This is a genomic window from Variovorax robiniae (assembly GCF_037889955.1).
Classification (GTDB): Bacteria; Pseudomonadota; Gammaproteobacteria; order Burkholderiales; family Burkholderiaceae_C; genus Variovorax; species Variovorax robiniae.
This window is the reverse complement of record NZ_JBBKZS010000016.1, coordinates 112,497-125,804: the sequence shown is the minus strand read 5'-3', so window position 1 is coordinate 125,804 and position 13,308 is coordinate 112,497. Positions and strand designations below refer to the sequence as shown.

Annotated in this window: 14 protein-coding genes; 7 read left to right on the top strand and 7 right to left on the bottom strand. The window is 65.7% G+C overall.

What is annotated here, in order from left to right; all coding sequences use genetic code 11:
* Positions 1–65: 65 nt before the first annotated feature.
* The 3 genes from WKW79_RS27830 to WKW79_RS27820 are packed head-to-tail and all read right to left on the bottom strand — an operon-like array spanning position 66 to position 3,738.
* Positions 66–1,943 carry an IlvD/Edd family dehydratase gene (locus WKW79_RS27830; RefSeq protein WP_340338468.1) on the bottom strand — a complete coding sequence of 626 codons (1,878 nt, stop codon included), beginning with the start codon at positions 1,941–1,943 and terminating at the stop codon, positions 66–68.
* Positions 1,943–2,959, bottom strand: coding sequence for a D-erythronate dehydrogenase (gene denD / locus WKW79_RS27825; RefSeq protein ID WP_340338467.1), 1,017 nt, complete (start codon positions 2,957–2,959; stop codon positions 1,943–1,945). Before denD ends, WKW79_RS27830 begins: the two co-directional genes overlap by 1 nt.
* Complete coding sequence (locus tag WKW79_RS27820; protein ID WP_340338466.1) at positions 2,956–3,738, bottom strand: FadR/GntR family transcriptional regulator; 783 nt, start codon at positions 3,736–3,738, stop codon at positions 2,956–2,958. Before WKW79_RS27820 ends, denD begins: the two co-directional genes overlap by 4 nt.
* Positions 3,739–3,907: 169 nt before the next feature.
* On the opposite strand from WKW79_RS27820, the gene WKW79_RS27815 reads away from it, so the two are divergent.
* The 5 genes from WKW79_RS27815 (at position 3,908) to WKW79_RS27795 (ending at position 8,677) form a co-directional block, all read left to right on the top strand.
* Positions 3,908–4,981 (top strand): ABC transporter ATP-binding protein, encoded by a 1,074-nt coding sequence (locus WKW79_RS27815; protein WP_340338465.1) that lies wholly within the window; start codon positions 3,908–3,910, stop codon positions 4,979–4,981.
* Positions 4,982–5,038: 57 nt separating this feature from the next.
* Positions 5,039–6,370 carry an ABC transporter substrate-binding protein gene (locus WKW79_RS27810; RefSeq protein ID WP_340338464.1) on the top strand — a complete coding sequence of 444 codons (1,332 nt, stop codon included), beginning with the start codon at positions 5,039–5,041 and terminating at the stop codon, positions 6,368–6,370.
* 60 nt (positions 6,371–6,430) lie between these two features.
* Positions 6,431–7,333 (top strand): carbohydrate ABC transporter permease, encoded by a 903-nt coding sequence (locus WKW79_RS27805; RefSeq protein WP_340338490.1) that lies wholly within the window; start codon positions 6,431–6,433, stop codon positions 7,331–7,333.
* Complete coding sequence (locus tag WKW79_RS27800; protein WP_340338463.1) at positions 7,330–8,208, top strand: carbohydrate ABC transporter permease; 879 nt, start codon at positions 7,330–7,332, stop codon at positions 8,206–8,208. The genes WKW79_RS27805 and WKW79_RS27800 overlap by 4 nt, the downstream gene beginning before the upstream one ends.
* 127 nt (positions 8,209–8,335) lie before the next feature.
* Entirely contained in the window at positions 8,336–8,677 is a 342-nt protein-coding gene (locus WKW79_RS27795; protein ID WP_340338462.1) for a DUF6176 family protein, read from the top strand.
* Positions 8,678–8,704: 27 nt separating this feature from the next.
* On the opposite strand, the gene WKW79_RS27790 is transcribed toward WKW79_RS27795, so the two are convergent.
* Positions 8,705–9,019, bottom strand: coding sequence for a hypothetical protein (locus tag WKW79_RS27790; protein WP_340338461.1), 315 nt, complete (start codon positions 9,017–9,019; stop codon positions 8,705–8,707).
* 213 nt (positions 9,020–9,232) lie between these two features.
* On the opposite strand from WKW79_RS27790, the gene WKW79_RS27785 reads away from it, so the two are divergent.
* Positions 9,233–9,496, top strand: a complete 264-nt coding sequence (locus WKW79_RS27785) for a hypothetical protein (protein ID WP_340338460.1) — start codon at positions 9,233–9,235, stop codon at positions 9,494–9,496.
* 20 nt (positions 9,497–9,516) lie between these two features.
* Here WKW79_RS27785 and dbpA read toward each other — a convergent pair whose 3' ends face one another.
* The 3 genes from dbpA to WKW79_RS27770 form a co-directional block, all read right to left on the bottom strand.
* Positions 9,517–10,902 (bottom strand): ATP-dependent RNA helicase DbpA, encoded by a 1,386-nt coding sequence (gene dbpA / locus WKW79_RS27780; protein ID WP_340338489.1) that lies wholly within the window; start codon positions 10,900–10,902, stop codon positions 9,517–9,519.
* Positions 10,903–11,223: 321 nt separating this feature from the next.
* Entirely contained in the window at positions 11,224–11,490 is a 267-nt protein-coding gene (gene infA / locus WKW79_RS27775) for a translation initiation factor IF-1 (protein ID WP_340338459.1), read from the bottom strand.
* 57 nt (positions 11,491–11,547) lie between these two features.
* Entirely contained in the window at positions 11,548–11,793 is a 246-nt protein-coding gene (locus WKW79_RS27770) for a hypothetical protein (RefSeq protein WP_340338488.1), read from the bottom strand.
* Positions 11,794–12,206: 413 nt separating this feature from the next.
* On the opposite strand from WKW79_RS27770, the gene WKW79_RS27765 reads away from it, so the two are divergent.
* Positions 12,207–13,094: a gamma-glutamyl-gamma-aminobutyrate hydrolase family protein gene (locus tag WKW79_RS27765; RefSeq protein WP_340338458.1), complete on the top strand. Its 888-nt coding sequence runs from the start codon at positions 12,207–12,209 to the stop codon at positions 13,092–13,094.
* Positions 13,095–13,308: the final 214 nt, after the last annotated feature.

The window sequence follows — 13,308 nt, the reverse complement described above, 5'->3', positions numbered from 1 at the left end:
AGGTGCGAAGATTTCGTAGCGAGGGCCCGAGATCGGTGGCCGCAGTAGAAAGATTCGCGCCTTCTTCAATGGTTGTCGCGCGGCACTCCAAACGTCGCGTGAATCCGCTGGTACTTCACCGCCGGCTTCAGCACCATCCCTTCCGACAGTTCCGCCACCACGCTGCGCTGGATCTCCTGCCACGGCGTCTGGCTCGGCGGGTACTTGTAGCCGCCGGCCGCGTCGAGCTTCTCGCGGCGCAGCTTCAGCTCTTCGTCCGACACCAGCATGTTGGCCGTGCGCTTCTTCAGGTCGATGCGTACGCGGTCGCCGGTCTGCACCAGCGCCAGGTTGCCGCCGGTCGCGGCTTCCGGTGAGGCGTTGAGGATCGACGGCGAGCCCGAGGTGCCCGACTGCCGACCGTCGCCGATGCAGGGCAGTGCGGTGACGCCCTTCTTCAGCAAGTAGTCCGGCGCGCGCATGTTCACCACTTCCGCCGCGCCCGGATAGCCGACCGGCCCCACGCCGCGCATGAACAGCACGCTGTGCTCGTCGATCTTCATCTTCGGATCGTCAATGCGGTGGTGGTAGTCCTCCGGGCCGTCGAACACGATGGCCGTGCCTTCGAAGGCCATCGGGTCGCTCTCGTTTTCCAGGTAGCGCTTGCGGAACTCGTCGGTGATCACGCTGGTCTTCATGATCGCGGAGTCGAACAGGTTGCCCTTGAGGTTGAGGAAGCCGGCGTCCTTCTTCATCGGCTTGTTGTAGGCAAAGATCACCTTGCGGTCGCTGGTGAATTGGCCTTCGCAGTTGTCCTTCAGCGTCTTGCCGTTGGCGGTCATCGCGGGCTTGATCTTGTCCTTGGCGACCAGTTCGGCGACCACGGCGGGGACGCCGCCGGCGCGATAGAAGTCCTCGCCGAGGTACTCGCCGGCCGGCTGCAGGTTCACCAGCAGCGGCACCTTGTAGCCGTGTTTTTCCCAGTCGTCGGTGGTCAGTTCCACCCCGATGTGCCGCGCGATCGCGTTCAGGTGGATCGGCGCATTGGTCGAGCCGCCAATGGCCGAGTTCACGATGATCGCGTTCTCGAAAGCCTCGCGCGTCAGGATGTCGGAGGGCTTCAGATCCTCGCGCACCATCTCGACGATGCGCTTGCCGGTCATGTAGGCCATCTCCTGGCGGTCGCGGTAGGGCGCGGGGATTGCGGCGCTGCCGGGCAGTGTGAGGCCCAGTGCCTCGGCCAGCGAGTTCATCGTCGAGGCCGTGCCCATGGTGTTGCAATGGCCGGTGGAGGGCGCCGACGAAGCCACCAGCTTCAGGAAGCCCTCGTAGCCGATCTCCCCCGCGGCCATCATCTCGCGCGCACGCCAGACGATGGTGCCGGAGCCGGTGCGCTCGCCATTGAACCAGCCGTTGAGCATCGGGCCGGCATTCAGTGCGATGGCCGGAATGTCGACCGTGGCCGCGGCCATGATCTGCGCCGGCGTGGTCTTGTCGCAGCCGGTGGTCAACACCACGCCGTCGATCGGATAGCCGTACAGGATCTCGACCAGCGAGAGGTATTGCAGGTTGCGGTCGAGCGAGGCGGTGGGGCGCTTGCAGGTCTCCTGGATGGGGTGGATCGGGAATTCGAAGGCGATGCCGCCCGCGTCGCGGATACCTTCCTTCACACGCTCGGCCAGCACGATGTGATGGCGGTTGCAGGGCGCGATGTCGGAGCCGGTCTGGGCGATGCCGATGATCGGGCGGCCCGACTGCAACTCGTCGAAGCTCAGGCCGAAGTTCATGGTGCGCTCCAGGTAGAGCGCGGTCATGTCGGCGTTGTTGGGGTTGTCGAACCAGGCTTGCGAGCGCAGGCCGGCGGCCTTCGCCTTGACGGCCTTGGCCTTCGAGGGCTTGCTGGTGGGCTTGGTGCTGGCCTTGTTGGCGGCCTTGGACTTCTTGTCGCTCTTGTCGGTTTTCATCAGTTCATTCCCTTCAGGGTTTCATTCGCGGTCGGAAGCTTCGAACAGTCGTCCACGTACTGCCGGATGATGTCGGCGAAATTGTCATGCGGGTGCAGACCCAGTTTGGCTGCTCGCGCAGCATTCGCGCCAGTCGGCCAATTGGCCACGATGCCGGCGATGCGTTCGTCGCGCTCGAAGCGCACCAGGCCGCGCACCTTGGCGCCAGCTACTTCTTCCAACGCATCGAGCATGTCACCCACGCGCACGTTGATCGATGGCAGGTTGAGCGCGAGCCGGCCCTGGAAGGCCTCGCGGCTGGCTTCGTAGACAGCGATCAGGCCATCGATGGTGCGGCCCGGCGAGGACATCGGATGCGACACGTCGGCCGAGACGGGGCAGATCGATTCCACGCCCGCCAGCGGCTCGCGGATGATGCCGCTGAAGAAGGACGAGGCGGCGCCATTCGGCCGGCCCGGACGCACCGTGACCGTCATGAGCCGCGCGGCGCGGCCGTCGACAAAGCCCTTGCGCGTGTAGTCGGCCAGCAGGTGTTCGCAGATCAGCTTCTGCACGCCATAGGAAGTCTGCGGCGCGGGCAGCGTGTCGTCGGACACCAGCTTGGGCATGGGCACCGCCGCATCCGGCCCGAACACCGCTACCGAGCTGGAGAACACCAGCCGCGGCACCTTGCCGCCGGCCGTGACGTTGGCGCGAATCGCATCGAGCAACGCCCGCGTGCTGTCGAGGTTGGAGCGCATGCCGAGGTCGAAGTCCAGCTCGCACTCGCCCGACACGGCCGAGGCCAGGTGGAAGATGCCGTCGAAGCTTTCGGTGCGCAGCGCATCGGTCTGCGTGAGCAGCGGGCCGGTGCGGGCCTCGACGCGCGCATCGGCCAGCAGGTCGGCCGGTGGCGGTGCGATGTCGGTCAGCACGATGCGGTCGATGGTCTGCCCGGCCAGCGTGCCTCGTTGCAGCAGCGTGCGCGCGAGCCGCGCGCCGACGAAGCCACCGCCGCCGGTGATCATGATCTTCATGGGGTCTCCTTGAGTTGATGGGTTGCCTTGACAGCGGCCTGGCGGCGCCTGCCATGGATGATTCCGCCTTCCACGAGCCGTTGCTCGCCGCGGATCAGGTGTTCGTTCGCATGGTGGCGCGCAGCGACCGGGTCGCGCGCCGCGATGGCCTCGTAGATGGCCCGGTGCTCGGCCTGCACGGCCACCATGAAGTCGGCGCGACGGGCCTCGTTGCCGCGCGTGATGCGCATGCCCTCGCGCAAATATTGCTCCAGGAAGCCGAGCAGCAGGCGGAACTGCGGGTTGCCCGTGGCCTCGCCGATGACCCGATGGAACTCGAGGTCTTCCGCCACGCCGTCGTGGCCTGCGGCCACCGCATCGTCGATGCCCTTGAGCGCACGGCGCAAGGCCGCGATCTGGCTGCGCGTCGCGCGCTCAGCGGCCAGCGCGGCAATCTCGCCTTCCAGCACACGCCGCACTTCCACCACATGCACCACGGACTGCACCGAGTCGAGCACTGCCGGATCGAACACCAGCGGCTGGTTGACCGGACGCTGCGCCACGAACACGCCGGAGCCCTGGCGTGATTGCACCAGCGCCCGCGACTTGAGCTGGTGCACCGCCTCGCGCACGACCGTGCGCGACACGCCATGGGCGAGGGCCAGTTGCTGCTCGGTCGGCAACCGGTCGCCGGGACGCAGCTGGCCGGCCTCGATCTGCGCGCCCAGGCGCGCAGCCAGACGGTCTGACAGGCGATCGACGGTGAGCGGGGGAGGGGCGGAAAGAGCAGAGGTCCGCATGGGGGCGGAAGAGCGGGTCGTAGTTATCTGGTCATCATACAAATTTCCGGGGGTAAATGCGTAACGGTTTGCCCTGATAGCGCTGCCAGGGCCCACCGCCAATACTGCGCGGCTGCGAATAGGGTTAACCGTTGGAAACGATTGCCCAGCAACTATCAGGACGCATTGAATGGCCAGTGTCACGATCCAGGCGGTGAAGAAGAACTTCGGGGATGTGCCCATCCTTCACGGCGTGGACATCGACATCCAGGACGGTTCCTTCACAGTGCTGGTGGGGCCTTCGGGCTGCGGCAAGTCCACGCTGCTGCGCATGATCGCGGGTCTGGAGCAGATCAACGGTGGCGAGATCCGCATCGGCGACAAGCGTGTCAACGATCTGCCGCCCAAAGAGCGCGACATCGCGATGGTCTTCCAGAACTACGCGCTCTATCCGCACATGACCGTGCGCGACAACATGGCCTTTGCGTTGGCGCTGGCCAAGACCGACAAGCCGACCATCGAATCCAAGGTCAAGCGCGCCGCCGAGATCCTCGCGCTCACGCCCTTGCTCGACCGCTTTCCGCGCCAGCTTTCCGGCGGCCAGCGCCAGCGCGTGGCCATGGGCCGCGCCATCGTGCGCGACCCGCAGGTGTTCCTGTTCGACGAGCCCTTGTCCAACCTCGATGCCAAGCTGCGCGTGGCCATGCGCAGCGAGATCAAGGAACTGCACCAGCGCCTGAAGACCACCTCGATCTACGTCACGCACGACCAGATCGAGGCCATGACCATGGGGGACAAGATCGTGGTCATGCGCGACGGCCGCATCGAGCAGACCGGCAGCCCGCTGGACCTCTACGACAACCCGGCCAACCAGTTCGTGGCCGGCTTCATCGGCTCGCCCGCGATGAACTTCCTGCCCGGCACCTTGCGCCGCAACGGCAGTGGCGCGTACGTGGAACTCAATGACGGCACGCGGCTCGACGCGCCCGTGCATGCGGGCGGCAGCGACGGCCAACCGGTGGTCTATGGCACGCGACCGGAACATTTGTCGCTCGCACAATCGGGCGGCATTCCCTCGCAGGTCGTGGTGATGGAGCCGACCGGCATGGACACCTTCGTGGCCTGCCGCCATGAAGGCGCCGACCTCTCCGCCGTGTTCCGCGAGCGCTACGACTTCGCGCCCGGCAGCACGATCCTGCTGCAACCCGACCTGCAACGCGCGCACCTCTTCGACGCGAGCAACGGCCAACGCCTCGTGGCCTGACCCCGCGCAGATTGACTTTCACCGACCGGCCCGTTCAACCCCCAGGAGACGACATCCATGAGTGACTTCAACAACCGCCGCAAGATCCTCAAAGGCTCCGCCGGCATCGCAGCCGCCGCCACGGTCGGCACCGGCTCCATCCTGTTCTCGTCGCTGGCGCAAGCGCAGAACATGACCTTCAAGCCGGAGAAGGGCGCCAAGCTGCGCGTGCTTCGCTGGAGCCGCTTCGTGCAGGGCGACATCGACGCCTACATGGCCAACGTCAAGAAGTTCCAGGACACCACCGGCATCGAGGTGCGGGTGGACAACGAAGGCTGGGAAGACGTTCGCCCCAAGGCCGCTGTGGCCGCCAACACCGGCGCCGGCCCGGACATCATCCTGTCCACCAACGACGACGCCAACCTCTACCCGGACAAGCTGCTCGATTGCACCGACCTGGCCGAATACCTCGGCAAGAAATACGGTGGCTGGTATCCCGCCGCAGAAGCCTTCATGCGCCCCGACGGCAAGAAATGGCTGGGCCTCCCGCTCGGCGCCTCGGGCTCGCTCATGGTGTACCGCGAAAGCATGGTCAAGGCGGCCGGCTTCGACACCTTCCCGAAAAACACCGACGACTTCCTGAAGATGTACAAGGCCCTGAAGGAAAAGGGCACCCCGGGCGGCATGGCGCTCGGCAACGCGACGGGCGACAGCACCTGGACCAACTGGCTGATCTGGGCCTTCGGCGGCAAGCTGGTCGACAAGAACAACAAGGTCGTCATCGACAGCCCCGAGACGCTGAAGGCGCTGGAGTACTCGAAGGAGCTGTACGCCAACTTCATCCCCGGCACGCTCTCCTGGCTCGACCCGAACAACAACAAGGCCTTCCTCGATGGCCAGATCAGCGTCACCAACAACGGCATCTCGGTCTACTACGCCGCCAAGAATTCGCCGGACCCGAAGGTCAAGGAAATGGCCGCCGACATCAACCATGCCGTCTTCCCGGTCGGCCCGGTCGGCACGCCGACGGAGTCGCACCTGTTCTTCAACCAGATGATCATGAAGTACACCAAGTACCCGCAGGCCTCCAAGGAGTTCCTGCGCTTCATGATGGAGAAGGAGCAGTTCGACGCGTGGCTGCAGGGCGCCGGCGGCTACGTCGCGCAACCGCTGCGTGCCTACGAGGCCAATTCGATCTGGACTTCCGATCCGAAGAACACGCCGTACCGCGACTCGGTCAAGAACCTGCGCCCGGCCGGCTACGACGGCAAGCTGGGCTATGCCTCGGCTGGCGCGGCCGCGGACTTCATCATCCCCAACATGGTGGCAGAAGCCGCGAGCGGATCGAAGACGCCGAAGGAAGCCGCCGAGCGCGCCCAGAAGCGCGCGGAACGCTACTACAAGGTCTGACCCCTGGGCAGCGCGCGACCTCGTGGCGCGCTGCCAGTTCATGAAGCACAACGCATGACACTGCTCCAGCGAATCCAGAACAGTCGCAACGCCCTCGGCTTCATGTTCATGCTGCCGGCGGCCTTGCTGCTGCTGGTGTTCCTGACCTATCCGCTCGGCCTGGGCACCTGGCTCGGCTTCACCGACACCAAGGTGGGCCGGGCCGGCGAATGGATCGGGCTGGAGAACTACGAGTTCCTCTGGGGCGATGCGGTCACGCGCCTGGCCCTGTTCAACACGCTCTTCTACACGGCGGTGGCGAGCGTCTTCAAGTTCCTGCTGGGCCTGTGGCTGGCGCTGCTGCTCAACAAGAACATCCGCTTCAAGACCTTCTTCCGCGCCGTCATCCTGCTGCCCTACATCGTGCCGACCGCGCTGTCGGCGATCGCCTTCTGGTGGATCTACGACTCGCAGTTCTCCATCATCAGCTGGGCGCTGATGAAGATGGGCCTGATCGACGCGTACATCGACTTCCTCGGCACGCCGTGGAACGCGCGCATCGCGGTCATCATCGCCAACGTCTGGCGCGGCGTGCCCTTCGTGGCCATCACGCTGCTGGCCGGCCTGCAGACCATCTCGCCCTCGTACTACGAAGCCTCGGCTATCGACGGCGCCACGCCGTGGCAGCAGTTCCGCCACGTGACGATGCCGCTGCTCACGCCGATCATCGCGGTGGTCATGACCTTCTCGGTGCTGTTCACCTTCACCGACTTCCAGCTCATCTACGTCATCACGCGCGGCGGCCCGCTGAATGCGACGCACCTGATGGCCACGCTGTCCTTCCAGCGCGCGATCTCGGGCGGCGCACTCGGCGAAGGCGCGGCCATCGCCATCGCGATGGTGCCCTTCCTGCTGGCCTGCGTGCTGTTCTCGTATTTCGGGCTGCAGCGCCGCGCATGGCAACAGGGAGGGTCGGACAAATGAGCGGCAAATCCAGCCAGGTCGACACCGTCGGCATGAGCTTCCTCGACACCTTGCCGCGGAAGGTGGTGACGGTTTATCTGCCGCTGGTCGTCTTCCTCATCGTGCTGCTGTTCCCGTTCTACTGGATGGCGATCACGGCGGTGAAGCCGGAGCCGGAGCTGCTCTCGCGCGAGGGCAATCCCTTCTGGGTCATCAACCCGACCCTCGCGCACTTCCACAAGCTGCTGTTCGAGACCTCGTACCCGCAATGGCTGTGGAACACGGTGCTGGTGTCGGTGGTGTCCACCTTTGCGTCGCTCGCGGCATCCGTGTTCGCCGCCTATGCGATCGAGCGGCTGCGCTTCAAGGGCGCGAAGCATGTGGGCCTGTCGATCTTCCTGGCCTACCTGGTGCCGCCGTCGATCCTGTTCATCCCGCTGGCCAACGTGGTGTTCAACCTCGGCCTGTTCGACACGCGCTGGGCCCTGATCCTGACCTACCCGACCTTCCTCATTCCGTTCTGCACCTGGCTGCTGATGGGCTACTTCCGCTCCATCCCGGCCGAGCTGGAGGAGTGCGCGCTGATCGACGGCGCCAACCGCTGGCAGATCCTGGTGAAGATCGTGCTGCCGCTGGCGGTGCCGGGGCTGATCTCCGCCGGCATCTTCGCCTTCACGCTGTCGTGGAACGAGTTCATCTATGCGCTGACCTTCATCTCTTCCTCCGAGGTGAAGACGCTGCCGGTCGGCGTGGTCACGGAACTGGTGCAGGGTGACGTCTACCAGTGGGGGCCGCTCATGGCCGGGGCGTTGCTGGGCTCGCTGCCGGTAGCCTTCATCTACTCGTTCTTCGTCGAGTACTACGTGTCGGGGATGACGGGGTCGGTCAAGGAATAGCGCATCGGACTTGTGCCGACATCGCCTGGGAGTCGTTGCAGACGCCGGCTTGACGTGGAACACTGCACCGACGTGTCGGGATGCAGGGAGCCACAGGCCCAAGGGGCCCAAAGCAGCGATGCACTCCATGAATTCGACCCATGTCCCTGTCTGTGCCCGGATTCGCCTCAAGAACGGCGCGGTGCCCCGCGTGCGCGAATGGGCGGCGCACATGGCGGCGCACCGGGCCGATGCCTTGCAGCGGCTGGTCGCCGAGGGCGTGTCGATCGAGTCGGTGTTCCTGGACATCACGACCGAGGGCGAATTCCTCGTCTACTACATGCGCGCCGCCTCTCACGAGGAAGCCCACCGTGTCGCCGCGCAATCCGCGGCCGAGCTGGACCGCTATCACAAGGACTTCCAGCGCCAGGCCTGGGGCGCTGCGCAAAAGCTCGAACTGCTGCTGGACCTGCGCCGCGACGCGGGCTGACGGCCGCGCTGCCTGACGCTGGCTGGCCTACGCGTCCGGGAAGTCCGGGCAGCGCCAGTCCAGCAATTCCGCCAGCCGCCGCACGATCCACGTCGCCTCCGCCGCGGACACCACCGACTCCGTCGTGAGCAGCCCGTCGCGGCAGCGATGCAGGATCTCGTCCTCGGAAGGCACCGCCACATGGTGCAGTCGTTGCGCCTGGTCGATGAGAAGCTGCGCCAGGTCTTCGCACAACTCGTAGCGCTCACGCACGACGCTGATCGGTTCGCTCAGGCGCTGGCGTGCATCCGCGTAGATGGCGAGGAAGGACGGGGGAACTTCGATCTGGTTGTCGTCGGACATGAGAGCTTTTTCAGAAGAAATTCAACAAATGTTGCAAAGGCGAAGTTCCCGCTCGGTGCGTCGCGTGGCGATCTCGCTCCCATATTCCGGTGATATCGCACAAACATTTGCCACCGGCACGCTGGTCGCGTGCGGTCGTGACTTTGTGCACGGGCGACAACGCAACCTTCGCTTACAAACAGTGCCTACAGTTTGCATTTTGAAAGAATTATCTTGGTCTCGAATGGCATTGCGTTGATCGTGGAAGAACCCGCTCCCGGTCAGTTTTACTGGGTGCTGGAAGAACAGCGGATCCGCGCTGCGCAGGACGCCCAGTTGGATCGGGCGGAGCGCCCCATGCCCAGCTACGGGTTGGCCGTGATGGCCGGCATTGCCGCACTCGAACAGCGCGCCGGCGTGGCCTCTGGCCGCCAGGGCCGGATGTCGCAACCCGCCGCGATGGACTTCGGCCCGACCACGATCGCGGGGACGCTCTAAGCCGCCCCCAGCGCACGCTTTCAGAGCAGCCGCACCTTCACGCTCTTGCCCTTGACCCGTCCGTTCGACAGCTTCTGCAGCGCCTGCTGCGCGATGCGGCGATCCACCGCCACATAGGTCGAAAACTCGTTCACGTTGATCTTGCCGACCTGCTCGCGCGTAAAGCCAGCCTCGCCGGTCAGCGCGCCCAGCACGTCGCCGGCGCGGATCTTCTCCTTGCGGCCACCGACGATCTGCAGCGTGGCCATCGGCGGCTGCAGCGGGCCGCCGCCCGCGGGCGTGAGGCTGGCGAGCTGTTGCCAGTCCGACTCGCGCCCCTGCAACTGCTCGATCTTCCCGACGTAGCCCATCTCGTCCATGCTGGCCAGGTTCAGCGCCAGGCCTTCGGCGTCGCCGCGGCCGGTGCGGCCGATGCGGTGGATGTGCAACTCCGGGTCCGGCGTCACGTCGACATTGATCACCGCCTCGAGCTGCGCGATGTCGAGCCCGCGCGAGGCCACGTCCGTCGCCACCAGCACCGAGCAGCTGCGGTTGGCGAACTGCACCAGCACCTGGTCGCGCTCGCGCTGCTCCAATTCGCCGAACAGCGCCATCGCGCTGAAGCCCTGCGCCTGCAGCACCTCGACCAGGTCGCGGCATTGCTGCTTGGTGTTGCAGAAGGCCAGCGTGCTCTCGGGCTGGTAGTGGTTCAGCAGCAGGCTCACCGCATGCAAGCGCTCGCTCTCCTTCACCTGCCACCAGAGCTGGCGGATCTTGCCGGCCTCGTGCTGGGCCTGCACCGTCACCTGCTGCGGCGACTTCATGAACTGCTGGCTGAGCTTGGCGATGCCCTCGGGGTACGTGGCCGAGAACAGCAGCGTCTGGCGGTTGGCCGGGCACTGCCGCGCGACCTTGGCGATGTCGTCGAAGAAGCCCATGTCCAGCATGCGATCGGCTTCGTCGAGCACCAGCGTGTTGAGCGCTTCCAGGTCGAGGTTGCCGCGCTCCAGGTGGTCCATGATGCGGCCCGGCGTGCCGACCACGACGTGGGCGCCGTGCTCCAGGCTGGCGGTCTGCCCGCGCAGCGCGACGCCGCCGCACAGCGTCACCACCTTGATGTTCTCCTCGGCCCGCGCCAGGCGGCGGATCTCGGTCGTCACCTGGTCGGCGAGTTCGCGCGTCGGGCACAGCACCATCGCCTGCACGGCGAAGCGGCGCGGGTTCAGGTTGGCCAGCAAGGCCAGCGCGAAGGCGGCGGTCTTGCCGCTGCCGGTCTTGGCCTGCGCGATCAGGTCCTTGCCGAGCAAGGCCAGCGGCAGCGCGGCCGCCTGGATCGGCGTCATGCGCGTGTAGCCGAGTTGTGTGAGGTTGGCCAGCGCCTGCGGGGAAAGCGGCAGCGTGGTGAAGTCTTGGGTGTCAGTCGTCATGATGGAGCGAAGTGTGGGCCAGGATGGCGCGGACGCCGCCACCTTGGCCCGGCGCAGCGTCATGGCGGGGAACAGCACGCTGCAGGAAATGAAGCCCGTGAGGATGGCACTGAAGGCGCCGGCGGCGCGCGTCCCTCGCGGGACTGTCCAGAACATGTTCCTTGCCCCCGGCGCCGCGCGTCAAGGCGCGTCCAGGGGGATGTTTCGGGCAAAGAAAAAGGCCCCCGGCGCCCGTGCTGCGTGTGCAGGAGCCATCCGCGGATGGCAACGGGAGCCCGGAGGCCGATCGACGGGCGCCAGCCTGAAGGCCGGCAGCAGGCGTCAGCGACGGGGAGTGGACGGCGTCGAAGGGGGCATCGGGCCGCGACCATTGAGGTGGCGGAAGGTGATGCGGCCCTTGGTCAGGTCGTAGGGCGACAGCTCCAGCGACACCTTGTCGCCCGCCAGGATGCGGATGTGATGCTTGCGCATCTTGCCGCCGCTGTAGGCGATGAGCTGGTGCCCGTTGTCGAGCGTGACGCGATAACGCGAATCGGGCAGCACCTCGGTGACTGCGCCGTTCATTTCAATCAGTTCTTCCTTGGCCATGTATGTTTTACCTCTGCGTGATTATCGTGAATTGTCCTGAAAAAGGCTTATCCCGTGTCACGTCACTACAACGCGCGACCCGGTGCGTTCGCGTACCCAGCCCAGGCCTTGTTCGGTGGCATAGGAGTGCGCCAGCGCATGGCTGTCGAAGCGCGGGGTGAAGCGCATCACGCGGTCATGCGTGCCGCGGCCCTGGCCGGAACGGATCGAGACGGAGGCGGCGAAATCGCCGTCGTCGGTGTGCCGGATCAGCGGCGAGACAAGGTACTTGCCCACTGCGACAGTGGTGTGAATGAAATCCATGAATTGCAATGCCCGGTGGCCACGCTCTGCGTGACGCACCCTTAAAAATGTTTGAAAACGGCGCGCGGGGTTGCCGACGAAAGGTCGGCCGACGAGGCGCGAAATTCGCTTTACAAGACAGAAGGCAGTGGTGGCAATCATGGGCGCCCGGTCTGGCGCTCCAACGCACTGTTGTGGGCCGGCTTCAGGGAAGTCAGAGGCCCGGGATGCGGGCCAACCGGCGGTATGACGAAAAGTGCTTCGTCGTGTCAGCGAACCCTCGATTATAGCCCGATGGGCATAAATGTTGCTCGCTCATTGAACTGAGTGTCGCGCGGATGGCGAATCCAGGGGACGCGCCTGGCCCGGAATCACCCCTCGCCGAAGTGAGTGGGCACAATGAACTTCCTTGCCCCGCCAGGTATCGACCCGCCATGCCCAAGACCGTTGCCGGCCGCCTCAAGATCGGCCTCTCCGCCTGTTTCCAGCATGCGGATCCCACGCGCTCGCTGTTCACCAACAAGACGCTGCAGTACGTGGAGCAGTCGATCGCGCACTGGCTCATGTCGGCCGGCGCGATGGTGGTCATGGTGCCGTGCCCGACCGGCGAGACGGCGCGCGGCGACACCCGGCTCTCGCATTACGCCGAGTGGCTCGACGGCGTCGTGATGCATGGCGGCGCCGACGTGTGGCCCGGCAGCTACGGCGAGACGCCGCTCAAGGACGCCTGGATCGGCGACCGCATCCGCGACCTGTACGACCTGGCGCTCGTCGAGGCCTTCGAGCAGGTCGGCAAGCCGATCTTCGGCGTGTGCCGCGGCCTGCAGCTCATCAACGTGGCCTTCGGCGGCACGCTCTACCAGGACATCGAGACCCAGCATGCCGGCGCGCTCACGCACCGCGACCCGGTGAGCTACGACAAGAACTACCACGACCTGGTGCTGGTCGAGGGCACGCGCCTGGCCGGCATGTACCCCGGCGTGACGCACACGCGTGTCAACAGCATCCACCACCAGGGCATCAAGGACCTCGCGCCCGGTTTCGAAATCGAGGCCTGGAGCTATCCGGACCATGTGCCCGAGGCCATTCGCCGCACCACGACGCGCGGCGGCCACGGCTACATCGCCGCGACCCAATGGCATCCGGAGTTCCATGGCAGCGGCAGCGTGATCACCACGGTGGACGACACGCCCATCCTCAACGACTTCCTCAATGCCTGCACGGCCGCCAAGCGCCAGCCGCAGCGCTGGCGCCATCGCATGCCGGGGCAGATTCGCGACCGCGCCGCGCGGTTGCTGCGACAGGCGCTGCTGCGCCGGTAACCCCTCGCTGACACCTTGGCGACACCGCCGTCACAGGGCGGCGACATCCCGCCTGTGGGATTTCGGCAATGAGTGTCCCCGGACCGGTCGGTATTCTCGAAATGCGCACTTCCGCTGCTTTCGTACGCGCGTGCCCGCGCGACAATGGCGTCCGTCGTGGACCAGGGGCGAGGGATGGCATCTGGTCGCGATGGTCAACACGGTAGGGATCGAA